This is a genomic window from Lysinibacillus sp. NPDC094177 (assembly GCF_050279145.1).
Lineage (GTDB): Bacteria > Bacillota > Bacilli > Bacillales_A > Planococcaceae > Lysinibacillus.
Genome location: NZ_JBNNTW010000010.1, coordinates 1 through 21,945 on the forward strand (window position 1 = coordinate 1; position 21,945 = coordinate 21,945).

Annotated in this window: 21 protein-coding genes, 17 tRNA genes and 1 rRNA gene; 35 read left to right on the plus strand and 4 right to left on the minus strand. The window is 33.2% G+C overall.

Features of this window, described 5'->3' with window-relative positions:
• The 21 genes from rrf to ACQKNC_RS15935 all read left to right on the plus strand — a co-directional run.
• Positions 1-95 (plus strand): 5S ribosomal RNA (rrf, locus tag ACQKNC_RS15835); the annotation flags it as partial.
• A 16-nt stretch (positions 96-111) separates the two neighbouring features.
• Positions 112-188, plus strand: a tRNA-Asn gene (locus tag ACQKNC_RS15840).
• Positions 189-193: 5 nt separating this feature from the next.
• Positions 194-285: transfer RNA gene (locus ACQKNC_RS15845), tRNA-Ser, on the plus strand.
• A 30-nt stretch (positions 286-315) separates the two neighbouring features.
• Positions 316-390 (plus strand) — tRNA-Glu (locus ACQKNC_RS15850).
• A gap of 14 nt (positions 391-404) precedes the next feature.
• Positions 405-480, plus strand: a tRNA-Val gene (locus ACQKNC_RS15855).
• Positions 481-505: 25 nt separating this feature from the next.
• Positions 506-580: transfer RNA gene (locus ACQKNC_RS15860), tRNA-Met, on the plus strand.
• 4 nt (positions 581-584) lie between these two features.
• A tRNA-Asp gene (locus ACQKNC_RS15865) sits at positions 585-660 on the plus strand.
• A 14-nt stretch (positions 661-674) separates the two neighbouring features.
• Positions 675-750, plus strand: a tRNA-Phe gene (locus ACQKNC_RS15870).
• A 9-nt stretch (positions 751-759) separates the two neighbouring features.
• Positions 760-835: transfer RNA gene (locus tag ACQKNC_RS15875), tRNA-Thr, on the plus strand.
• Between the two features lie 9 nt (positions 836-844).
• Positions 845-928: transfer RNA gene (locus ACQKNC_RS15880), tRNA-Tyr, on the plus strand.
• A 14-nt stretch (positions 929-942) separates the two neighbouring features.
• A tRNA-Trp gene (locus tag ACQKNC_RS15885) sits at positions 943-1,016 on the plus strand.
• Positions 1,017-1,028: 12 nt separating this feature from the next.
• Positions 1,029-1,104, plus strand: a tRNA-His gene (locus ACQKNC_RS15890).
• 35 nt (positions 1,105-1,139) lie between these two features.
• Positions 1,140-1,215 (plus strand) — tRNA-His (locus ACQKNC_RS15895).
• A 17-nt stretch (positions 1,216-1,232) separates the two neighbouring features.
• A tRNA-Gln gene (locus tag ACQKNC_RS15900) sits at positions 1,233-1,307 on the plus strand.
• Positions 1,308-1,314: 7 nt separating this feature from the next.
• Positions 1,315-1,389 (plus strand) — tRNA-Gly (locus ACQKNC_RS15905).
• Positions 1,390-1,397: 8 nt separating this feature from the next.
• Positions 1,398-1,471: transfer RNA gene (locus tag ACQKNC_RS15910), tRNA-Cys, on the plus strand.
• A gap of 47 nt (positions 1,472-1,518) precedes the next feature.
• Positions 1,519-1,599 (plus strand) — tRNA-Leu (locus ACQKNC_RS15915).
• Between the two features lie 126 nt (positions 1,600-1,725).
• Positions 1,726-2,670 (plus strand): tyrosine-type recombinase/integrase, encoded by a 945-nt coding sequence (locus ACQKNC_RS15920; RefSeq protein WP_427425753.1) that lies wholly within the window; start codon positions 1,726-1,728, stop codon positions 2,668-2,670.
• A 145-nt stretch (positions 2,671-2,815) separates the two neighbouring features.
• Complete coding sequence (locus ACQKNC_RS15925; protein ID WP_427425754.1) at positions 2,816-3,769, plus strand: hypothetical protein; 954 nt, start codon at positions 2,816-2,818, stop codon at positions 3,767-3,769.
• A gap of 419 nt (positions 3,770-4,188) precedes the next feature.
• Entirely contained in the window at positions 4,189-4,443 is a 255-nt protein-coding gene (locus ACQKNC_RS15930; protein WP_427425755.1) for a hypothetical protein, read from the plus strand.
• A 203-nt stretch (positions 4,444-4,646) separates the two neighbouring features.
• Positions 4,647-5,060, plus strand: a complete 414-nt coding sequence (locus ACQKNC_RS15935) for a hypothetical protein (RefSeq protein ID WP_427425756.1) — start codon at positions 4,647-4,649, stop codon at positions 5,058-5,060.
• Between the two features lie 503 nt (positions 5,061-5,563).
• Here ACQKNC_RS15935 and ACQKNC_RS15940 read toward each other — a convergent pair.
• Positions 5,564-5,992: a hypothetical protein gene (locus ACQKNC_RS15940; protein WP_427425757.1), complete on the minus strand. Its 429-nt coding sequence runs from the start codon at positions 5,990-5,992 to the stop codon at positions 5,564-5,566.
• 162 nt (positions 5,993-6,154) lie between these two features.
• Here ACQKNC_RS15940 and ACQKNC_RS15945 point away from each other — a divergent pair, with 162 nt between their 5' ends.
• The 4 genes from ACQKNC_RS15945 (at position 6,155) to ACQKNC_RS15960 (ending at position 10,036) form a co-directional block, all read left to right on the plus strand.
• Positions 6,155-6,448 carry a hypothetical protein gene (locus ACQKNC_RS15945; protein ID WP_427425758.1) on the plus strand — a complete coding sequence of 98 codons (294 nt, stop codon included), beginning with the start codon at positions 6,155-6,157 and terminating at the stop codon, positions 6,446-6,448.
• Positions 6,449-6,666: 218 nt separating this feature from the next.
• Complete coding sequence (locus ACQKNC_RS15950; protein ID WP_427425759.1) at positions 6,667-7,848, plus strand: DEAD/DEAH box helicase family protein; 1,182 nt, start codon at positions 6,667-6,669, stop codon at positions 7,846-7,848.
• Between the two features lie 257 nt (positions 7,849-8,105).
• Entirely contained in the window at positions 8,106-9,650 is a 1,545-nt protein-coding gene (locus ACQKNC_RS15955; protein ID WP_427425760.1) for a phage major capsid protein, read from the plus strand.
• A gap of 164 nt (positions 9,651-9,814) precedes the next feature.
• Positions 9,815-10,036, plus strand: a complete 222-nt coding sequence (locus ACQKNC_RS15960) for a hypothetical protein (RefSeq protein ID WP_427425761.1) — start codon at positions 9,815-9,817, stop codon at positions 10,034-10,036.
• Positions 10,037-10,394: 358 nt separating this feature from the next.
• Here the strand turns inward: ACQKNC_RS15960 and ACQKNC_RS15965 are convergent, their stop codons facing one another.
• A complete protein-coding gene (locus ACQKNC_RS15965; protein WP_427425762.1) occupies positions 10,395-11,234 on the minus strand; it encodes a hypothetical protein in 840 nt (279 codons plus the stop codon).
• Between the two features lie 768 nt (positions 11,235-12,002).
• On the opposite strand from ACQKNC_RS15965, the gene ACQKNC_RS15970 reads away from it, so the two are divergent.
• Positions 12,003-12,500, plus strand: a complete 498-nt coding sequence (locus tag ACQKNC_RS15970; protein WP_427425763.1) for an RNA polymerase sigma factor — start codon at positions 12,003-12,005, stop codon at positions 12,498-12,500.
• Positions 12,487-13,605 (plus strand): hypothetical protein, encoded by a 1,119-nt coding sequence (locus tag ACQKNC_RS15975; RefSeq protein WP_427425764.1) that lies wholly within the window; start codon positions 12,487-12,489, stop codon positions 13,603-13,605. Before ACQKNC_RS15970 ends, ACQKNC_RS15975 begins: the two co-directional genes overlap by 14 nt.
• Before the next feature lie 423 nt (positions 13,606-14,028).
• Here ACQKNC_RS15975 and ACQKNC_RS15980 read toward each other — a convergent pair whose 3' ends face one another.
• Complete coding sequence (locus ACQKNC_RS15980; RefSeq protein ID WP_427425765.1) at positions 14,029-14,544, minus strand: SMI1/KNR4 family protein; 516 nt, start codon at positions 14,542-14,544, stop codon at positions 14,029-14,031.
• A 149-nt stretch (positions 14,545-14,693) separates the two neighbouring features.
• Between ACQKNC_RS15980 and ACQKNC_RS15985 the strand changes: the two genes are divergently transcribed.
• From ACQKNC_RS15985 to ACQKNC_RS16000, 4 genes are all read left to right on the plus strand, one after another.
• Positions 14,694-15,413 (plus strand): hypothetical protein, encoded by a 720-nt coding sequence (locus ACQKNC_RS15985; protein ID WP_427425766.1) that lies wholly within the window; start codon positions 14,694-14,696, stop codon positions 15,411-15,413.
• Between the two features lie 56 nt (positions 15,414-15,469).
• A tRNA-OTHER gene (locus ACQKNC_RS15990) sits at positions 15,470-15,547 on the plus strand.
• Positions 15,548-16,050: 503 nt separating this feature from the next.
• Positions 16,051-16,419, plus strand: coding sequence for a BlaI/MecI/CopY family transcriptional regulator (locus ACQKNC_RS15995; protein WP_427425767.1), 369 nt, complete (start codon positions 16,051-16,053; stop codon positions 16,417-16,419).
• A 1-nt stretch (position 16,420) separates the two neighbouring features.
• Positions 16,421-17,959, plus strand: a complete 1,539-nt coding sequence (locus ACQKNC_RS16000; RefSeq protein ID WP_427425768.1) for a M56 family metallopeptidase — start codon at positions 16,421-16,423, stop codon at positions 17,957-17,959.
• 191 nt (positions 17,960-18,150) lie between these two features.
• Here the strand turns inward: ACQKNC_RS16000 and ACQKNC_RS16005 are convergent, their stop codons facing one another.
• On the minus strand, positions 18,151-18,471 hold the full coding sequence (locus tag ACQKNC_RS16005) for a hypothetical protein (RefSeq protein WP_427425769.1): 321 nt from the start codon (positions 18,469-18,471) through the stop codon (positions 18,151-18,153).
• A gap of 229 nt (positions 18,472-18,700) precedes the next feature.
• Between ACQKNC_RS16005 and thpR the strand changes: the two genes are divergently transcribed.
• The 4 genes from thpR to ACQKNC_RS16025 all read left to right on the plus strand — a co-directional run bounded on the left by thpR (position 18,701) and on the right by ACQKNC_RS16025 (position 21,611).
• The gene (gene thpR / locus ACQKNC_RS16010) at positions 18,701-19,261 is read left to right on the plus strand and encodes an RNA 2',3'-cyclic phosphodiesterase (protein ID WP_427425770.1); all 561 of its coding nucleotides are present in this window, start codon (positions 18,701-18,703) and stop codon (positions 19,259-19,261) included.
• A gap of 176 nt (positions 19,262-19,437) precedes the next feature.
• On the plus strand, positions 19,438-20,472 hold the full coding sequence (locus tag ACQKNC_RS16015; RefSeq protein WP_427425771.1) for an ABC transporter permease: 1,035 nt from the start codon (positions 19,438-19,440) through the stop codon (positions 20,470-20,472).
• Between the two features lies 1 nt (position 20,473).
• On the plus strand, positions 20,474-21,160 hold the full coding sequence (locus tag ACQKNC_RS16020) for an ABC transporter ATP-binding protein (protein WP_427425772.1): 687 nt from the start codon (positions 20,474-20,476) through the stop codon (positions 21,158-21,160).
• A gap of 169 nt (positions 21,161-21,329) precedes the next feature.
• Positions 21,330-21,611 carry a hypothetical protein gene (locus ACQKNC_RS16025; protein ID WP_427425773.1) on the plus strand — a complete coding sequence of 94 codons (282 nt, stop codon included), beginning with the start codon at positions 21,330-21,332 and terminating at the stop codon, positions 21,609-21,611.
• Positions 21,612-21,945: the final 334 nt, after the last annotated feature.

Consider the following 21,945-nt stretch of genomic DNA (forward strand, 5'->3'; position numbering starts at 1 on the left):
GTCACACCCGTTCCCATACCGAACACGGAAGTTAAGCTCTTTAGCGCCGATGGTAGTTGGGGGCTTCCCCCTGTGAGAGTAGGACGTCGCTAGGCTATATGATAAAATTATTCCGAAGTAGCTCAGTTGGTAGTAGCACCTGACTGTTAATCAGGTTGTCGCAGGTTCGAGTCCTGCCTTCGGAGCCATTCTTGGAGAGTTGTCCGAGTGGCCGAAGGAGCACGATTGGAAATCGTGTAGGCGGTTAACACTGTCTCAAGGGTTCAAATCCCTTACTCTCCGCCAGCACTTTAAGGATTTTTCATTCCAAACGAAGGCCCCTTGGTCAAGTGGTTAAGACACCGCCCTTTCACGGCGGTAACACGGGTTCGAATCCCGTAGGGGTCACCATTTAATACCCAGATGGAGGATTAGCTCAGCTGGGAGAGCATCTGCCTTACAAGCAGAGGGTCGGCGGTTCGAGCCCGTCATCCTCCACCATTATTAAAATAAATCACCTTATTATCGCGGGGTGGAGCAGTGGTAGCTCGTCGGGCTCATAACCCGAAGGTCGTTGGTTCAAATCCGGCCCCCGCAACCAAAATGGTCCCGTGGTGTAGCGGTTAACATGCCTGCCTGTCACGCAGGAGATCGCCGGTTCGATCCCGGTCGGGACCGCCATTTTTTAAAAATATGGGTCAGTAGCTCAGTTGGTAGAGCATTAGATTGAAGCTCTAAGTGTCGGCGGTTCGATTCCGTCCTGACCCACCATATTTTTTTGCCGGTGTAGCTCAGTTGGTAGAGCAACTGACTTGTAATCAGTAGGTCGTGGGTTCGACTCCTATCGCCGGCACCATGTATTCCCGGAGGGGTAGCGAAGTGGCTAAACGCGGCGGACTGTAAATCCGCTCCTTAGGGTTCGGCGGTTCGAATCCGTCCCCCTCCACCAGTTTTAATTTTAATAGGGGCATAGTTCAACGGTAGAATAGAGGTCTCCAAAACCTTTGGTGTGGGTTCGATTCCTACTGCCCCTGCCAATTAATTTTATGGCGATTGTGGCGAAGTGGTTAACGCACCGGATTGTGGTTCCGGCATTCGTGGGTTCGATTCCCATCAGTCGCCCCATTTTCAATAAAATTAATAAATACAATATAACAATGGCGATTGTGGCGAAGTGGTTAACGCACCGGATTGTGGTTCCGGCATTCGAGGGTTCGATTCCCTTCAGTCGCCCCATTTATATATTTTACTGTTGGGGTATAGCCAAGCGGTAAGGCAACGGATTTTGATTCCGTCATGCCTAGGTTCGAATCCTAGTACCCCAGCCATTTTTTTGCGGAAGTAGTTCAGTGGTAGAACACCACCTTGCCAAGGTGGGGGTCGCGAGTTCGAACCTCGTCTTCCGCTCCAATTATTATGGCGGCATAGCCAAGTGGTAAGGCACAGGTCTGCAACACCTTTATCACCGGTTCAAATCCGGTTGCCGCCTCCATAATTTATCACTTAATCGGTTTATCCGATTTTTTTTATCTCCATTATGCCGGTGTGGCGGAATTGGCAGACGCGCACGACTCAAAATCGTGTTCCTTTGGAGTACCAGTTCGACCCTGGTCACCGGTATCATAATCAAGGCGAGAAACCTTGATACTAAAGACTTTCAACGTTCATGTTGAAGGTCTTTTTTATTTGTCCTCGTACGATTAAATTCGCAAGAATCTTATGTGATGAATCTTATGAGGTGATGAAATGGGAAGACGACGAGGAGAACTTTCATTAGAAGAAAAAATTTTAACAAGGATTCAAATTACTGATGAAGAAGCTTTCGGAAAATTCGAGAAAGAATGTCATTTAAAGAATTTAAGACCAGCCACTATTCAATACTACAGAAGTGAATTATCATCCATCCAAAAAACAATGATTGAACTGAATTTAAACAAACAAATGGTTGAACTAACAAATAATGATGTAGAACAGATTATTTTACATTTAAAAGAGCAAATAAAAACAGTTAGTATCAATACTCGTTTAAGAGCACTAAAATCATTCTTCAATTTTTTAGATAAGAAAAATTTAATTACTAAAAATCCAATTTCTGATATTAAGCAACTTAGGGATCGCCAGCGAGCAATTGAAACATTAGATGATAAAGAAATTGAAAAAATTGCTGCAACTATTAGAAGCCAAAATACCTTTGTTGGAGTAAGAGACATCACTATTTTTATATTAATGCTTGATACAGGTATCCGTCTTTCTGAATTAGTTGGAATCAAAGTAAATGATATTAGAGGAAGCGAACTAATTGTAAGAGAGACTAAGAATTTGACTGAGAGAACAGTCTACTTGAGTAAAAAGACATTGCAACAATTAAATGTTTATTTGAGACTTCGAGGGATGTTAGAAACTGAGTATCTATTCGTAAATGTCGATGATGAGCAATTTAAAGAGAGAGGAATACAGAACAGATTTGAGAAGTATAGAAAATTAGCAAATATCAAGAAACAATTCAGCCCTCACATTTTGAGACACACATATGCTAAACGTTCTATTTTAAAAGGCATTGACGCCTTCTCTTTGGCAGCTCTTTTAGGTCACAGCGATTTAACGGTAACTAAAAGATATGTAAGACTTTGGGGAAGTGACTTAGAAGCAAAAGCTAAGCAATATAGCACAATAAACAAATTGAAACTTTAATTTTACGAACGTGCGTTTGCTGTTTATAATAAATAAAAGAGGGGTGGATTCGCGGTCCAAAACCCCTCAATAACACACAGAAGATTGACCTCTGCTATAAAAATTTTAGCATGTCTTCTTTTGTTATGTCAAAAGGAGAAGAGAAATGAATTTGAGTTTAATGTCTATTCTAAGTGGCAAAAGTTTTGTCATGTACAACAAGGAACTAGCTCATAAGGTGTCAGCTAATGGAGCGATTATTTTTGGGCAATTATGTTCAAGCTATGAAAGTTTTGGAAGCAAAGGTATGTTAACTGTTCGTGATGGAAAAGAATATTTTTTCCTTACAATTGAGACCTTAGAGGGGGAAACAGCACTTTCTTACAAACAGCAAATGAAAGCTATTAAAGATTTAGAAGAATCTGGTTACATTGAAACCAGAAACATGGGAGTTCCACAAAAGAGACATTTCCATATTACAGATAAAATTGTTAAAGAGCTGCTTTCCAGTTCTGACAAAAGGGAAGAACTGAATACACCATCAAATCTTAAATCATCACCTTCAAGTAGCACTCTCAATCTTGACCAAAGGGAAAGACTAGACTTGCCAAAAAGTGATGACAATACTTGCCAAAAGGTGTCGAATATTAAAAAGAAAAATAAAAAAGAAAAATATAAAAATATTAAAGATAATTTAAATTGTAATTACAAGGAACCCTTACTAGGGATTAATGAGAATGATTTAGAAACAAAACAACTGGAACCAATAACAACTGAAACTGAATTTATCTCAGAAGATGAGTTTAAAACTTTATTAACGAATGAATGTAATAATCTTTATTCTAAATTCGCAGTTGGTAGATGGAATAAGAAACAATGGAATACGTTGATAGAGAAATTTGTTGATGACACAATTTCTAGTGGGAGATATAAAAATGTTCCTAGAAGTAAATTAAGTGGATTTGCTTTTAAGTGTCTTGAAAGAATAATTAATAATTCTGATTACAAACGGTCTGAGGAATATACTGAATATCAAGAAGTTATGAAAGAAATTACAGTTGCTTCATCATCCCCGAGTAACCTACCAACAGGCTTTTACAATTGGCTTGAAGAAAGGTAAACAATTTGTTTGAAGTGTGTTTTGAATAATAAGGCTTTCCTTAAAACTATTAAACACAAGTCTTTAAAAACACTATTATGTATAATAGAGGGCACCAAATGCCCTTTGAGTAAATTTTTTACATTCACTGGGAGACAAATGATTCTTTTTTAGAGGGAAATAATTATTATGGGTGATTATATCCATAAGAATATTATTAATAATATAGCCGATGATGACGAGAATCCACCGTACAAGCTTTTTGGAGAAAATTCTATAAGTAATATTACCTGAGACTCAAAATGCAATATGACGCAATTTGAGCATCCGTTCAACTGGAATAATATTCGTATAGGCTGATAGAAAAAAGAGCAACATCAAGGTTATCATACTGCAAAGATATTTCTGATTGCAGTTATTTTTTCAAGGGGAGAATTAAAATGGAAAATGATCAAGTAGGAAAGCAACAAAGTGAACAAATGTCTGCTAAGGAGATACTTAATGCGATTGACAATATGGATAACGGAGAGAGAATCGATTTACTTAGTCTAATGTATGATAAATATTATGATATTAACAAAAATCTTGGTGTAAAAGATGAAGACTTTCGATTAGAAGCTGCTTATATTATAAATAAGGTAAATCAGTTGGAAAAAGACCTAATAGAAATTAAGTTGAAGTTTATAGCAAAATAAAGCTCTTGTCATATCGCCTATACAATACGCTCTAAAGGCCTCACGTTAGCTCGTGGGGCTTTTTTGTATTCAATTTAATAGAAATACATATCCATGAAAAAATTTTCGCTTAAACGGAAATTTTTTCAATCATTTGATTTACATTTTTCGTCTAGTAGGTATAACAACAGTGAAAGAAAATCAAAACTACGGAGGTTATTTAAATGGAAATTTTAATAAAAAGTTATGAATACAGATTATATCCAGCAGGACACGTCTACAAAACGAAAATAGAGACATTAAGGGAGTTGCAGGAATTATTCTATCGATTCCAAAGTGATGGTTGGAAACGAGCTGGAGAAGCATGTTTTAAAACAGCAAATGATGATGCCTGGTTAGAATATGAAGAATTCATTTTAAAATATTTCAAGTACCAATTAAGACGACCATTTATTTCGGAACATGATCTAGACCTAATTGGTTTTGAAGACCAAAATGGAAGACTTAAAAGTATTGAAGAAATGCGAAGAGAAAGAGAAGTACAACTAGCGGAAATCGAAGCAATAAGTAGGGAAAAATATTACGAAGAATTAATTTTAAATATGGAAAGAATTACGAACAGAATGGAAGGGTTTTAAACATGAGGAAATAATTGAAAAGAGTTAATCTTTTTTCTCTGGTAAAATTCCGGACTAATTTTTGATTATTAATTTGAATAGCTCTAATAAGGACGAAAAAGCTCCATATAGGCTTTTAAGATATTGATTGATATTCTTTATTAATCAAATCGGAAAAGCTCATATGGAGCTTGTTAGAATGAAGAGGACAGATTTCAGACATTGGTATATATTCAATGTTCAATTTGTGTCCATTTTATAATTTTGAGAGAACTAAAGAAATAATATCTTCGAGGAAAATTGATTGGGCGTTAGCTCAATCAACTTTCTGAGGGAATGATTGATTTGAGCAGAGCGAAAAATCAATCATTAGTGTTTGGATAACAAAGATAAAGGAACTAAGTACCGAAAAATTTATAGTGCCAATTTAATTTTAAAAAACAGAGTGATTCTACAAAGTAGAAATCAAACTCTGTTTTTATTTGTAATCTTATTGTGTAACAAACTTCAGGAAATTTGATTTATTACTTTTTCTCTAATCCTGAAATTAAATATTTTTGAACCTCTTCAAAAGTTATATCTCCATTAAGTGATTCAAATTTAATAACTTTATTTTCATTAGAATTAGTTAATATTACTGCAATGGAACTATATTTTTTAGCTAAATCCACTTCATCTGTTTCTATTTCATATTTATAAAATTCAATACCAGCAGGACTTTCTAATATTGCTACAGCTGAATCTGCATTATATTTCTTCGTCGCTTTAGCCATCTCGAGTTTTAGTGTCTCTTTTAAATCTCCATTATCTGCTTCGAATTTTTGAATTACATTTCCTGTAGTGCCAGTATCTTTACCTGTAAACATTTCTGTGTTAGTTTCTTTTGCTAAGATTGAGTTAGGAACTAATAAAACACAACCACTAAATAGAATTGTACCAATTATTTTTTTCATCTATATCCCCCTTCCAAAACTATAATACTCAACACATTACCTATATATGTATTAAATTACATTTAAGTGTCTTAAGCAGTGTGGAACAAATTCTTCTTCAACTGACGTAAGTAGTTTGGTATAATAAGGTAATTTATTTTTCGGTGAAAGCAGAGGTTGAGTATGAAACAATTATATTTGTCATTAAAAGAAGCAGGTTTAATGTTTAAAGGGCATACAGAACAAGGAGAGGTTGATTTCATTCTTTGTGAAACCTACGAGAATGGAACGACAGCATCAGTGGATGTGAATACATTCGAAACGCTTTTCGGGGATGTAGAAGGGAATCCGACTTATGAAGCCTTGTCGGGTTCTCATACTTTTAAATTGGAAGCTACTCAATACACGATGACTGCTGAAGAAATGGGTTATCAAAAGTATTTCGACCAATGGAAAGAGCAAGGGATATTGAACTAACGGAGACTTTACTTGAAGAATAATGAGCTGTATAGACAGCTCTTATTTTTACTCAACTAACGGCGCAGTTTATCTAGTATTTTAGAAACAACCTCAGAGATATACTCTTTAAGATGATTAAAATAGTTTCTTCAAAAATATGTATCGTATTATTTACGTTTCTGTTTCTTCAGATATAAGTAATATCTAATACGAAATATATGATTGGAGATATAAAAGTGAAAAAATATTTGAGTGAAATTTTAAAGGATATGGAGCTAGAAAATAATACCCTAATAGTTTCTCCTACAGGTAGTGGTAAAACCCATTACATCTTTAATGATTTAATTAAAGAAGGAGAATACTTATATCTTTGTGATAACGAAAATTTAAAAGCGAGCATTGAAACAAAAAACAGAACATTTAGCAACAGAAAAGAATTAATTGGATGTGATAGTTTTTCTATAGAAGTAATGTGCTATAAAGAGTTCGGTCGCAAAGTGAGATATAATAACAATATTGTCCATAATTATAATACAATCTTTTGCGATGAAATCCATAATTTAATTGATTATCAATCTTTCGGTGATGATGCTGATTTATCCCATGTTATAAAAGAACTTTTTAAAGAATATTCAAATACGAAAATTATTTACTTTACTGCGACACCTTATTACCTGAAAGTGCTAGAGCAAAAGCATACAGAACTTTCTCAGACATTTTCTATTTATGATTATTCAACAAGTAAAGAAATTATGAGATATGTGAATAAGGGTGAAGCCTATATTAATCACTTATCCCAATTTCAATTTCAACTTGATGAATATAAGCAAGCTTTCAAATATTCAAACCTTAAATGTTTAATATTCACAAGAGAAATCTCGGTAATGAAAAATCTTGAAAAAATGTGCGTAAAAAAAAATCTTAAACCGATTTGTATTTGGAGTAGAAAAAATGAACACTATGAAATGACTAAAGAACAACTTGATGTTCGAGACCACCTTATCAAAACAGGAGAGCTATTAGCACCTTATAATGTATTAATTATGAATCGAGCTTTAGAAACAGGTATCAATATTTATGATAAAGATATGAAATTAGCAATTATTAATACAACTAATTTAACTCAACAAATACAAGTTCGGGGAAGAATCCGTCATGATATTGATTTATTAATTGTAAGAACTAAAGATCAAAAATTACCTGAAATAAAGTTAAATTTAGATGAAAAATATTTGAATAAATTACTATCTAAAGATGAAGTCGAAGCAATCATTGTTGAATTAAATATAAAGGATACAAGGAACCATTTCATAACCGTTAAAAAGTTTAAAGATTTATTGAATAATCAACAATATCAAATGAAAACGAAAAGAAAAGAAGTAAATAATAAAAGAAGAACTTACTATCTTATTTCATAGCTAAGCATATTGTTAAAAATTACTTAATAGAGCATTATGTTTTATTTTTTTAAAAATGGGAGCAAATCTGTCTTAAAACTCCGAGTTGTATATATTATATATAGAGAGAGTGCTTTTCCAAGCAATTCACTCAGTACTCTAGTTCAGAGTATTCCATTCAGTTGTTCAAGTGAAAAATAGTAAGACGTATCCTTTGGGGATGCGTCTTTTATTTTTGACTCGTAAGTGTATTGAATTTAATTTTTTGGAGGTAAAGAATGGATAAAATGGAGCTTCGATTTCAAAGCACCAATTTACGTGCTAATAAAAATAAAACATTAACCGTCTCTGGTTATGTCAATAAGACAGGTCAATTAAGTAATGTAATTGGAACGATGAAGAGATTTAAAGAGAAAATTGCAAAAGGTGCTTTTCAAAGATCGATAAACAAAGTTGAACATCACATTGATTTTCTTGCTGAACATGATAATAACAAGATTCTTGCGTCAACTCGTAATCATTCTTTAGTGCTTCATGAAGATGGCGAAGGACTTTATATGGAAGCAACTATTACTCCTACATCATGGGGGAAAGATTATTATGAATTAATTAATTCAGGTATTTTAAAAAATATGTCTTTTGGTTTCAGAACAATTAAAGACGATTGGAAGCTAATTAAACCTAATTTATATGAGCGTGTAATTCAAGAGCTTGAATTATTTGAAGTATCAGTGGTAAAGGACCCGGCTTATTCTCAATCAACTATTGCAGCACGAGGGATTGATGTTGTTGAAGAAGCTGAAATTCCTAATGAAGTAGTAGTTAGAGAAAATGAAAAATACAATAATTCCTTAAAGGAGATTACAAATATGAAAATGGAAGAATATCGATATACGCAAAATAAAAAGGATTTAAAAGAAAAGCAGCGAAATGTTGATTACGCAGAGTTTAATTCAATTATTCGAGAAAATCGCGCTTTACAAACAACAAATGAAGGTGCAAGTTTAATTCCGGAAAATGTTGCTGATTTAGTTGTTCAAAAGATGGAAGACATTTCTCCAGTCTTTGCTCGTGCAATGAAATTCCCTTCTACAAGCGGTACTTTAAAAATTGCTCGTGAAGATGAATTTGCATTTCAAGCTAGTTTTGTGGGAGAAGGAAAAAAAGTTATTGAGGGAGCTTTAGCACTAAAAGAAGTTAAACTTGAACAGAAGCGATATGGTGCTGCTATTCAGCTAACGAATCAATTAATCAATGATTCTGCAATTAATATCGTAAACTATGTTGCTAATTTATTGGCTCGTCGTGTTGTTAAAGTGGCAGAAAAGAGCATTTTAACTGGCAATTCATCAGAAGAATTCAGAGGAATCATTCATGATCAAGAAATTCATGAGGTATCAGTACCTACATCAGTAAATAACATCACATATGATTACTTATTGGATCTTTACAATTCTGTTCATCCCGATTACTTAAGTGGGGTAGTATTTATTGTTGAAAAATCTGCCTTTAATGTGATTTCACAATTAAAAGATGCTGCAGGTCATTACTACATGCAAAATGGTATTGTTAATGGTCGTCCAACACGAACACTATTTGGTGCAGAAGTATTTGTCACTGATTCACTTCCTGGTACTACTCCGATTGTTTTCGGTAACATAGAACAAGGGTATGCTTTAATGATTAAACAAGCGCAGGGAATTCGTTTAATTGAGGATTCACAAACAGCTTTAGCAGGTACGAAATTCTTCTTATATGATATTTATGCGGATGGGGCAGTATACAATCCTCATGCACTTGCTAAGTTGACAGTAACTGAGTAATGATAATTTGCCTAAGAGAAATAAATCACAAGTTCTGAGAGTAGAAGATTCTGCTCTCTTTTTTACTATTTAATTATGGTTATGACGAAAGGGGTAAGTCATAGTTATTAGTGGTTAGATACACTAGAATTATTTGTGGGCGAAACAAAGGGGTAATGCTTTATATGCAAGACAAATTAAAGTACTTAGAGAAAATAAGAGAAGATGTTGGTGAGGCAGCATATAGAATCAATGCAGCAACGATCATCACTAAGGATTATATAAATTTATTACGAAGCAGAGGTATTAAGAAAGATCGTATTACAATTTTAAACCAAGTAAATAGTAGGTTAAATAGTATTGGTGTTGAGAAAGTTTCCTATGGATTTATTCGAAAGTTTTACTAAATAAAAGCTCATTAATTAGTACATTACATACAAAGTATTGGAAAATTAGTGAGCTCATTTTTTTTTGCTTTATTTTTAGATGATGTAAAGAGTATCGCCTACCTTCGTAGAAAAAAACACAAAATCTACGGGGATAACATGGGACGATTCGGTTTTTATGAACGTCCCAAATCGCCGTTTGGAGTTGAATTTTAGTTTACATATTTGTTAATAAAAGTAAAAAAAGGATATGATTTGGATTTAAAGTAGTTTCGGACAAAAGGTCGTTTATCTTAATCTACTTAATTAATTTTCCTCTTCAATTCAACAGTCACCTCAAACAAACTTACCTTCTATTAAAAATATCCAATATGTAGAACTAATTAGTGATTTTTCTTGATTCTAATCTTAACCGTCCATAACTTAATGAGCCGTTTTCTTTAGTTCCTTTATTAAATTTGGTAATAAAAATATTAAATCGTTCTTCGTATTCTCTATCATCAATATCTTTGTAGTTTATTATCATTGATATAGAGGGATATTTTTTGGGTAAATAATCAGCGATACTTAGGGACAATGTGCTAATTAAATAATTTATATAAACTATAAATGCTGAAGGTAGATTTAATTTGTATTTCTCTTGATTAATACCATTATTAATTATTGAAAACCTTTGTGGAATACTGGATTTAATATAATATTCATTACTCGATGCATAATCTCTTGTTTGAGTTTTTATATAAAAATCAACAGCTAATACTTCCTTTTTATTATTAATGCAACATCCAATATTGATTAATTCATACCAAGAATTTTTATCTTTATGACTAAGTTGTTCTAAACACTCTGGTAAATTATTCACTTCGAAATAACATGTAACATCCTTTGCAAAACCTTTTCCTATATTTACAATATCGATGTTTACTTTTTCTGAAAAAGGTTTATCCGTAAGCGTGTATTCTTTTGTATCCCAATTGTAAGTATGTATTGGATTTATCTCTTCTTTTCTAAATTCTATTTCAACATCTTTTTCAAGAATTAGTAAGCAAGGTTTAACATCGTTAACTTCTTTCTCTTGTTGAAGCTCTAACATTTTACGGGTAATTTCTGAATTTTTTTGCGCTTCTATAGAACTCATACATGCTGCAATCGCAGCAGCTACTGTTCCAACCATTACAAATAATGAAACCATAAATTCTGGCATTGAAATAGAACTCAAACTCCTCACCCTCATCTCATTTAGCTTGATTCAACTGTCCTTTGTAAGTAAAAAACTTAGTTCCGACTCCTTCTAAGTGCTTACTATTATATCAATATTCTTATACACAAGTCACAGCTAACATCATTATACAAAGTTTAAGTTTTACATAGATAAAAAGAGTGGTTAATTAAACATTATTGAACTCTTATTTTCAAAACATATATAACGTTTTATGGAAAATTTGTTAACTTCTATAGATGAATTTAAGCCCTCGAAATGAACCACAATGTATGACTACCCATCTCGATTCGTCTCACAGCTTACTATAAGTGGAAAAAAGGTGGCATTAAGCTACCCATTAAGAGAGTTCTAAATTTTGACTGCTTTTTAACTGATTTTTGTTATTCAACTAACTGGCAGGTTAGTTCAACAATGATGTTTAACTTGTGTTCAACCTTCGGGCTTTATTGGTGTATTCCCAAATTTTTATTTGGAAACGTTTTATTTAGGTTAATTTTTAAATTAAGTTTATACTGTAACACTTAAACTTCTATAACCAATTATCCCCTAACTCAACATTCTGAAGTTGGAATAATACATAGGCAACTGTTGCATCATCTAAATGACTATAAGTAGCATCAAATACTGCTAAAACAGCAATCTTTTTTAAGTAAGCACTTAAAATGTAAATATAAAAAGGCTATTCTAAAAATATTTTCAGGAGATTGAACAATTTTTTGGGAAACGAGCGTCTAAGTAGTAGGATTGAAACGAGGTGAGTTGTCGTTGGAACAAATCGTAGAACAATATGGTGAATATTTATATCATCTTAATTATTTGTATATGAAGGATTTTCAGCTTGCAGAGGAAGTTACACAGGACGTACTAATGAAGTATCTATTACATAAAGACGATTTTAGGAATGATGCTTCATTGAAAACCTATTTAACTCGTATCGCTATTAATTGTTGTCATGATGAACTACGAAAACAAAAGAGAAAATCATTTATTTCAAAACTTTTACCACTAGGCAGAACTGAACCATCAGTGGAGAAAACTTATATATCAACTGAAGATTATACAACTTTAAAGCAAATTGTCTTCGCATTACCACTTCATTATAGGGAAGTCATTATACTGTTTTATTATGAAGAATTTGATGTTTCTGAAATTGCAAGTTTATTAAATGTATCACAAAACACCGTTCGTACAAGGATTCGTCGAGCTAGAGAATTGTTGAAAACAAATCAGGAACTGGAGGCAATATTTTATGAAGGAATTTAAAGACAAACTAAAAGAAGAATTGCGACAAGATGCTCCATTTACAAACGACATAAAGCAACGCATATTGCAACCTAAACCAATAATAAGAAAATGTAACTGGCAGGTCGTCTCAGTATCTATTGCAGCTTGTTTAATTATTGGGTTAATGCTATTAGTTGAATTTTCTCAAAAGAATAACCTACAAACAGCTAGTCAGCAAAATGAGCTACTACCGATTGTCGATGATGTTTCCTCTTTAGAGGTAATTGAACCGAAATATGCCTATCTACTTGGGGAACAATGGATGCTGCATTTTTTGCCGATGATTATCGATAAGGAAGCCACGATTACGTATGGAGATTATATTGCCTTTTATGGAACTGATGGGCTTGTAGTTTCAACTGTATTAGGATTAGGTAATGATAATGTAACAATGAATCAAGGGCAAATTTTAGTAGATAATACCACATTAAAAGTTCATGGATTAAATGAGCAAATAAAAAATGAGGATATCAATGACCCATTTAATAATTCTTACTTATTTCATAATTTGGGAACAAAGCCAGAGCCATTCATTGACAAATCGATTGCTACGAAAGAAAAAGAACTTGTTGTTTATGACAATGACGAAGGCCACACGATTATGAAAATTAATGAAGGGCAATTAGTAGGTAAGGTCGTAGGATTCCAAAATTTTGAGCTAACATTTAAATTGACTGAACAGGAGCAGCAAGTTTTTGATGCCTTTAAAACGGATTATAATGTTGAAAAGTTAAAAAATATGACACCACAAGCGATTACTAAAATGTTTTTATTGAGCGATATTGAAAAAGATTATGAAACATATGAAGCATTGTTTACAACAAATATTAACGAAGAAACAGAAAGTGTTCGAAGATATTATGAGAAAACGAAAATTGTACGTCAGGAGTTGTTTACAGAGGAAATAAATCGCATTATTATTGCAAACCTCTTTGCGGGGTTAGAAAATGCAGAGTTTGAGCAACAAACAAATACAATCGGAGTTGTAAAATTTATTTCTATTGAAGGAACACAAACAGAGCTAAGTATGGAGAAAAATGCACAAGGAGTTTGGCAGCCAGCCTTTAGTAGAGGAATCTATTAGCTTTTAAGAAAGGACATCAATTCACTCTTAAATGCTTGCATTGATGTCCTTCTGATTCTGTTTGGGCGCATCAAAAATCCTTTATGAAGTAAAAACCTTTCCAAAGCGTCATTTGGCAATTTTCATTCCCATGCTATTATAATCCAACCCCGTTACCAAAATCGTATTTGGGAAGTCTTTTGTGCTTAATGTAGTAAAGCATCATATATATGAAGAAGCGTCGCTGTTCTTATTAAACTCCCATGAAAGAACTTAATCATCTTCATTTTCTGTGGTGTGGCGAATGGTTTTTGCGCTACATGGAGGGCTAACGGGTGCTTAACTTCAATAAGAGGTAGAGCATTCTTGTAAAATGATAATAAAATATCTATTTTATTATACAAAAAACCACCTTGCATTCATTCAAACAAGGTGATTTTAATTCTATTTCCATAACCAAAACTCTAATCCTTGACAAACAATTAATTTGTCTAGCCATGTTTCAAAGTTCATGTTTAATTTTAAAGCATATTCTACAGGTTCATCACCTTGATAACGAATTAAATAATCTCGTTGTCCTTCCTCAACTTTTGAGGAGTCGATAAATAGATAGTCTCCATTATCTGTAGCAATAGGGTACCAATTTTTAGGTACGTAATCGAGGTATTCTACGTGTTCTTGATGAATTTCATCGAGATTTAGCAGTTTATACCCACCTCCACATTTAATATCTGAAAAGAGAAAAGCCCCATTATGTTTAAGGAGAAATTCTTTATAGTCATCTGGGAGATGCCATCCTGTTTTTTTAGCAAAACTCTCTATTTCTTCATTTGATGCAGGCTTGTTAAACTCAAATTTCACATTATATATATAGCCTTGTTCTCCCTGAATTACTAGAGAATTTTCTGAATCTAGACGACCTTGTAAAGCATTCAATGAGTTTACAATAAAACTGTTCAAATACATACCTCCTTAGTAATAATGCTTTAAGATATATTTTACCATAAAATTACTTTTGTGCTTTCTAGATATTAAAAAGACTTTAAGTCTTAATTATTTTATATTTACAATTTAGATCACCTCGATATAAATAATCGAGGTGATTTTTTATGTATAGATTTGTTTATATGACAACAAATAAATTAAACGGAAAGAAGTACATTGGTAAGCACACAACTAAGGATTTGAATGATGGTTATTATGGTAGTAATAGTGAATTGATCGAAGACATAAAAGTATATGGCGAAAATAATTTTGAAAGAATAATATTGGAATATGCCAATTCAGAAGAAGAGCTCCGTAAAAAAGAATCATATTACTTAAGAACAAATTCAGTTGTTGAGAATTCAGATTTTTATAATGGAAGTTATTCTTCAACTGGCGGAAACTTTATCCAATATATGACTACAGAACAATATGAAAAATATATTGAAAAACAGAGGAAGGTACAGACTGGAAAGAAAAGAAGTCAGAAGACTAAAGAGCGTATTAGTAAAAATAATGTAGGCTTTAAAGGAAAAAAACATACTAAAGAATCAGCAAAGAAAATTTCGGAATCACTAAAAGGAAAGAATCTTGGAAGAAAACATAAAAGAAAAATTGCGGTGAATTGTAGCAAAGGTAAAGTTTATTGCTATTTTGAAGGGAATCTAAAATATGAATTTATTAGTGGGGCAGATGGTGTAAGAAAATTTTTGGAACTCGGATTGATAAAAAGTAACAGCACTTTTGGAAAAGCTCTTAGAAATGACGGACAAGTCTCCAAAGGGAAATTAAAAGGGTGGGAAATCATCCGAATTGACAAAAATACGGTTCTATCTCATAATTAAAAGCAATCGGATGAGGCGATTAAAAGCCAAGTCAAATGAACGTAGAATAGTCATGTACCGGTGTGGCGGAGATAAAGAGTGGGGACTCAAAATCGTGTTCCTTTGGAGTGTCGGTTCGACCCCGACCACCGGTATCATTAGTTTAATTTACGTTACGATTAAAAAGTTAAGAAGCTCATAAACCTTGATATGATAGGGTTTATGAGCTTTTTGCATTTCCGAAAGTAAATGGACAAAAAAATGATCGTTTCAATTTGCATTGAAGCGGTCAAACGTTATCAAATTGATTGTGATATCAGTAACTCATAGATGTATGTGTAATTTCCCTCTCTATACGCCTAAGGATTATTTTTCAACCTCAATACTTTCTAAACCATTCTTTAGAACTTCAACAAGTCTACCTTCCTCAATTGATTGATTTATTCTATCCCTTGATTCTTTGTATTTCGGGTGTTTTTCTTATAACTTTTTAATAACTTTATTTCTGCAACCTCGAACAAAGAATGCAATGGCTATTGGGATAACAATTGACGTTTGAATCATATAGCTCCATCTCTAATAAAATTTGACAACCATTTAAGACAGATGTATTATACGGTTAAGACAATTGACTTAAATGAAAAAGGGGTGAGTAAATATGAAAAAATTGCCTGAATCAGAATTTGAGATTATGAAGATAGTTTGGGAAAGTAATCCTCCAATTACTACAGGTATAATAATGAGAGAAATAGGAAATGAGAAAGGTTGGAAAATCCAAACCGTAGTATCCCTTATGCAAAGATTAACTGAACGTGGATTTCTTCGCAGTGAGAAAAAAGGTAAGGAGAGATTTTATTACCCTATAGTAGAAAAAGGTGCATATCTAAGTTTTGAAACAGAGCATTTTATGAAGCTCTATCATAAAAACTCCTTTATGAATTTAGTGAGTACACTCTATAAATCCGATACTATTTCTAATGAAGATTTAGCATCATTAATTAAATGGGTGGAAGAAAAGAGGGATTAATATGCACAGTATCATGGTAGGTTTATTCTTTAAATCAGTAGTTATGTCCTTTATTGGACTACTTTTTATAGCTGTAACGCCTTTCCTTTTAAAACGATACAGTGCTAGATGGCTTTATTATGGCTGGCTTGCTATCCTTGTAGGCTTTATTTTACCATTTACAATCAATATATCGACCCCAGTTGTCAATCTATCAGAATCGGTGCAAATACCATCTAAAGAACCTGTTCCAACTAACAGTAGTCAGATAACGCTTGTGTCCTCATCCGTAGATACAGTGACAGCACTTTCTGTTTGGCAGATGGTGATGATAATTTGGATTTTAGGAATCGTTGTATTTTTGGCAGTTCATCTTGTAAAACATTATCGATTTATGTACATGGTGAAAAGATGGGGGCAAACGATAACTGAACCGAAAACCCTTCATTTGCTTGAAAAAGTTAAAAGCGAAATGAATATCACTAAGGAAATCGCATTGAAAGAATGTAGCTTTATCCATTCCCCCATGTTAGTGGGATTTACTAAAAATACTATCTGGCTATCTAATAATTCTTATCGAGAAGAAGAACTAAACTTGATATTGAAGCATGAGTTAGTTCATTTAAAACGAAAGGATTTATGGTATAAAGCTTTTGTATTGTTGATTAGTAGTATTCATTGGTTCAATCCATTGTTCTATCTATTCGCTAAAGAACTGGACAACCTTTGTGAACACGCTTGTGATGAGGAAGTAGTAAAAAATACTGACATCCAACTTAGAAAAACGTATAGTCAGACGATACTACATGCTGAGAAATTAAAAAGAGGAGAAGGTGTTTTTTCTACAAATTTTCTAGGAAGTACACAAATTCTAAAAAAGAGAATACTCTCCATTATGGATATGAGTAAGAAGAAATCAGGAATCGTTGTGATGGCACTATTAATTTTACTTACAACAGGTGGAATGGCTGTCAGTTCAGCATTTGCTATTTCCAGTAAGCCGTTGAGCTATTTAGACGAAACATTTATGAAAGAATCCATTTTAAATGGTGCATCAAGAGGCTACTTTGCAACAGACAAATTTATTATTTACCCAAAGAATATGAGTGATAGAATAACTGTGCCACCTGAGCCTACTATAAACAAAGAGCTCTATCGTGATGTGTTTTCAGAGGGTGTCATTGGAACTGAAGCAAGATACCAATACCCGATTGAAATTGTGCATAAACAGAATGGACAAAAATATACAACGGTAATTCATATTGAATATGACTATGAGCTACTAGCACCTGTTGAATATGATGAGCTCAATACCCTTATTGAAGCCTATTTGTTGCCTTTTCATGAGTTAAAGTCTATACCATATGCAGATTTCATCACACCGAATTACCTAGAAAATAGATTGAAAGACTATATGCGAGATATTGATACACAGAATACAGACGCACGAGTGGAATTTACATTTCGTTTTGGTGGCTGGGTAACGAACAATGATCATCTGCCTTTCCCAAGTCATAATCCTATAGGTACTACACCACGATATATGAAGTCTACACCATAGAAAATTAAGGTCCTTTTGGTGGATCAAAATCGCACTTGTAATGGAAGCATATGGTATGAAAGTGTAGTGAATGAAGTTATACTATCTTGAAAAAGTTATAAAAGCATTAGAATATTTCATATCTTTCATAGACTACTTTAAAGAGTATCTTTGGAGGGGTAATAAATAAAGAGGTAGCATTAAGCTACCCATTAATCTATTTCACCAGTTTCTAATTTTTTGTTTAAAACTATATATTCCTTTTTGGAAAAGGTTACTGTTACTCTATCCAATCTATTTCCACCCGGGTATAAAAGCAATTGCTGGTTAAATTTTATACCCAAAGGTCCAACAGTTTGATAAATGAGATTTAGAATTTTAAAACATCCTAAATCTACTCCTTCTTTCAAATGATTTTTAACATTAATAGAAACAATATCTTCAATTTCAATAAATCTAGGTTTTCGAGGAGAAATATTGTGTGCTTTACAAAGCATTTTTAGCAAATTTTGGTAATAATCTTGTTGTTCCATTTAGACCACCTCTCTTTACATGTTAGCATTATAAAGTGTGAAAGAATAGAAATGAAGGTTATGGCCCACTCAGCTAAAAAGCAAAGTGGGTTATTTAAATGGAAAGAATGTTTTCTTTTTACCTGGGTAGTCTTCGCGGCTTTAGCGTGAGTAGTAATGATTAAATTATAGTAGGAAAAGACATAATGCCTGTTAAGTAGCATTTACGATGAATAGAGAGGGTATGATTATGAACAGACACTTTTTTATTGCAGTTCCACTTCCTTCAGATATTAAAGCAGCTCTTAAAGTGAGATGTGAAAAAATGAAGACAGATTTTCATTTTAAACGATGGGTTCATCAGGAAGATTATCATATCACATTGGCTTTTTTAGGTCATGCAGATGAAGATCAATTGCAGGCCGTAGTAGATGAAACGCGGAAAAATCTTTTGAATGTTCCTTCATTCGAATTAATAATTCAGGAGTTCAAGACTTTTGGAAGAAAAGAGTATCCAAGAATTTTATGGGCTGATTTGCTCGAATCGCAGCAATTAAATTTTGTGAGAGAAATAGTAGATCGAGATTGTCTGAAGGCTGGATTTGAATTAGATAAGAAGCCCTTTACACCCCATATAACTGTTGCAAGAAAATGGGATGAAGCATGCGGGAAATTTCCGTTCGAAGCATTAATAGAAAGAAATTTTCAGCTTCCAAAATTTCTAGTTGAAGAAGTGATTTTGTACGAATCAAAATTAGAGGAAACTCCAAAATATCATAAAAAAGCTGTCATTCGTTTAGATGGCCAATAGATCTGTCAAAAGCCTACTATCAATAATGATTAATATTCAATCAGCTCGTAAACCTAAAAAAGAAAAGGTTTATGAGCTTTTTTTGTTAAAAATATCTCATAATTAATGAATAGTTCATCTTCCGTTCATTTAAGGATTTTATGATAAGGATGTAAAAAGGAATGGAGGAGTTAACTATGAATCTTGCGTGGAAAGAAATTAAGAAGAATAAAGTAAGATTTTTAATATTAGGTTCGATTGTTTTTCTAGTTAGTTTTTTAACTTTTATTATTTCTGGTTTGGCGAATGGATTGTCACAAGATAATGCCGCTCTAATCAAGGATTTACCACAAGGTCAATTTTATATGAATAAGGATGCAGATCAAACTTATAATCTGTCAAAAATAGATAGCAGTACACAAAATGATATATTGAGCAAAGAAAAAGATGCAGTAGCTTTTTCATTACAAATGGGCTTTTTAAATGATAAGGACAATAAGCAACAAAGCGTTGCCTTTGTTACATCTACCGAGTCAGATTTATTTGAAAATGTGAAACATAATGAAGTCGTATTAGATAGTTCAATGAAAGATAAAGGAATTAAAGTAGGAGATACATTAACGAATAATCAATTTAGTGGCAAGTTTGTAGTAAAAGGATTTGTCGACCAAAAGAAATATAGTCATGCACCTGTTGCCTATATTAATGAACAGGATTATAAAGAAATTTACCGTGTTGATGAAATGCAGATGATTTTCGTACCAAACGGAGATTCTTCAAAAGAATTTGCTGGATTAGAATCATTTTCAAATAAAGGGTTTCTTAATACAATTCCAAGCTATAATGCAGAACAAATGTCTTTAAATATGATTGTTTGGTTTTTAGTAGTCATTAGTGGGATGCTGTTTGCTATCTTCTTCTATATGATGAACGTTCAAAAAATTGGCTTATACGGAATTTTAAAAGCTATTGGTTTGAAAACAAGTAAGTTATTCCAATTGATCTGGACACAGATGACCATCATTACAGTTATTTCACTTATTTTGTCTGTAGCCTTTAGCCAAGCATTTAATATGGTAGCACCACAAGGGATGCCTTTCTCTTTAACAATCGCGACAACGACGCAATTATCGATAGTATTCCTTATTATTGGATTTATTGGGGCTACAATTTCAGGACTACAAATTAGAAAGATTGAACCATTACAAGCGATACAGCAAGGAGAGGCTTAATATGACTTTATTTACAATTGATGAGGTTAGAAAAACGTTTACTAATGGCGAAGTAAAAGAAGAAATATTAAAAGGAATAAACCTTTCTCTAAAAGAAGGAGAAATCATAGCATTGGTAGGTGCATCTGGGTCTGGTAAAAGTACGCTTCTAACAATAGCTGCAGGACTTCAGCCTGCATCAGATGGGCAAGTTATATTTGAAGATAACAATTTAACTTCAATGAGCTCTGAAGAAGTTCGAAAAGTACGAGCAAGTAAATTTGGATTTGTCTTCCAGTTTGCGCACCTTGTACCGTTTCTTACAGTTGAGGAACAATTACTGCTAATGCTTGATGTTTCTGAATCCAAGTTAAAGAAGTCTGAACAAAAAAATGAAGTTGATCGAATACTAAAATTAGTAGGAATGGACCATCGGAAAAATTCTTATCCTTCTTCATTGTCAGGTGGAGAGAAGCAACGTGTTGCCATTGCTCGAGCAATTATTCATAAACCGAAAGTTCTGTTCGCAGATGAACCAACGGCAAGTTTAGATTCAAAAAGATCAAAAGAGGTTATGTTATTAATTAGAGATTTGACTAAGACCTTAAACATTACTACTTTAATGGTGACGCACGATGAAGAGATGCTTGCTTATACGGATCGTATTATTAAAATGAGCGATGGTGTTATTTTGCAAAATGTCAATTAGATCGAGCCGTAAAAAGCCACAACCACAGCAATTGATGGTTGTGGTATTTTTTTTGATTAAATAACGGCATGAGATTAATGACAGGGATATTTTTAAGAAGTTTAGTGTTAAAGTTACCAAACCATTTAACTATTACAGCATATTGTAGAAGAAAAGAGGAGGTGATTTTATGGCGTTTGTCATTGCATTAATAATTGTATTAGTAGGTTTAATAGCGGCATTCCAATTAAGCGAAGGAAGGTCGGAGAAAGGAAGATATATAGTTTGGGGTATCATTACAATGATTGCATTTGCACCATTCTTATCTTTTTTAATTGGCGTCACGTATGGAATGACGGTTAGAAACGGATGGGCAGCATCGATTATGATGTTTTTATCTCCTTTGATTTTTGTTATAGGGCTTATTATATTACTCTTAGGCATTTATAAGAAGAATGAAGAAGATCACTAGCTGCCTCTTAAGGAGTTAATTAGTTTTTGTGTTTTAGTTATCTTTAATATAAAGGTAAAAAGCCGCGAGACTCCTACGAATTGTTTTTGTGATGAAGTGTAAATGAAATTGTAGCGATGGAGACATATGTCTTCATGTCCAACATCCTATTTTTGGCCCTGATGCGGCTCGTGCCTTGCCGGCGAAAAAGCATAGCGGTTTTTTACCAATTAGAAAGACAGCTTTTATTTTAAAGGCTTATGTTAATCGAGCTTTTCGGCATATTTTGCAGATAGCTTTCCCTATATCTGATACACCACCAGTAACAACTGCAACCTTCATCCCTCGTATAAAT

Coding starts and splice junctions, on each gene's coding strand:
- ACQKNC_RS15920 (WP_427425753.1), top strand. CDS start 1,726: ATGGGAAGACGACGAGGAGAACTTTCATTAGAAGAAAAAATTTTAACA.
- ACQKNC_RS15945 (WP_427425758.1), top strand. CDS start 6,155: ATGAAACAATTATATTTGTCATTAAAAGAAGCAGGTTTAATGTTTAAA.
- ACQKNC_RS15960 (WP_427425761.1), top strand. CDS start 9,815: ATGCAAGACAAATTAAAGTACTTAGAGAAAATAAGAGAAGATGTTGGT.
- ACQKNC_RS15940 (WP_427425757.1), bottom strand. CDS start 5,992: ATGAAAAAAATAATTGGTACAATTCTATTTAGTGGTTGTGTTTTATTA.
- ACQKNC_RS15930 (WP_427425755.1), top strand. CDS start 4,189: ATGGAAAATGATCAAGTAGGAAAGCAACAAAGTGAACAAATGTCTGCT.
- ACQKNC_RS15925 (WP_427425754.1), top strand. CDS start 2,816: ATGAATTTGAGTTTAATGTCTATTCTAAGTGGCAAAAGTTTTGTCATG.
- thpR (WP_427425770.1), top strand. CDS start 18,701: ATGAACAGACACTTTTTTATTGCAGTTCCACTTCCTTCAGATATTAAA.
- ACQKNC_RS15975 (WP_427425764.1), top strand. CDS start 12,487: ATGAAGGAATTTAAAGACAAACTAAAAGAAGAATTGCGACAAGATGCT.
- ACQKNC_RS16020 (WP_427425772.1), top strand. CDS start 20,474: ATGACTTTATTTACAATTGATGAGGTTAGAAAAACGTTTACTAATGGC.
- ACQKNC_RS15955 (WP_427425760.1), top strand. CDS start 8,106: ATGGATAAAATGGAGCTTCGATTTCAAAGCACCAATTTACGTGCTAAT.
- ACQKNC_RS16000 (WP_427425768.1), top strand. CDS start 16,421: ATGCACAGTATCATGGTAGGTTTATTCTTTAAATCAGTAGTTATGTCC.
- ACQKNC_RS15935 (WP_427425756.1), top strand. CDS start 4,647: ATGGAAATTTTAATAAAAAGTTATGAATACAGATTATATCCAGCAGGA.
- ACQKNC_RS16025 (WP_427425773.1), top strand. CDS start 21,330: ATGGCGTTTGTCATTGCATTAATAATTGTATTAGTAGGTTTAATAGCG.
- ACQKNC_RS16005 (WP_427425769.1), bottom strand. CDS start 18,471: ATGGAACAACAAGATTATTACCAAAATTTGCTAAAAATGCTTTGTAAA.
- ACQKNC_RS15995 (WP_427425767.1), top strand. CDS start 16,051: ATGAAAAAATTGCCTGAATCAGAATTTGAGATTATGAAGATAGTTTGG.
- ACQKNC_RS16015 (WP_427425771.1), top strand. CDS start 19,438: ATGAATCTTGCGTGGAAAGAAATTAAGAAGAATAAAGTAAGATTTTTA.
- ACQKNC_RS15985 (WP_427425766.1), top strand. CDS start 14,694: ATGTATAGATTTGTTTATATGACAACAAATAAATTAAACGGAAAGAAG.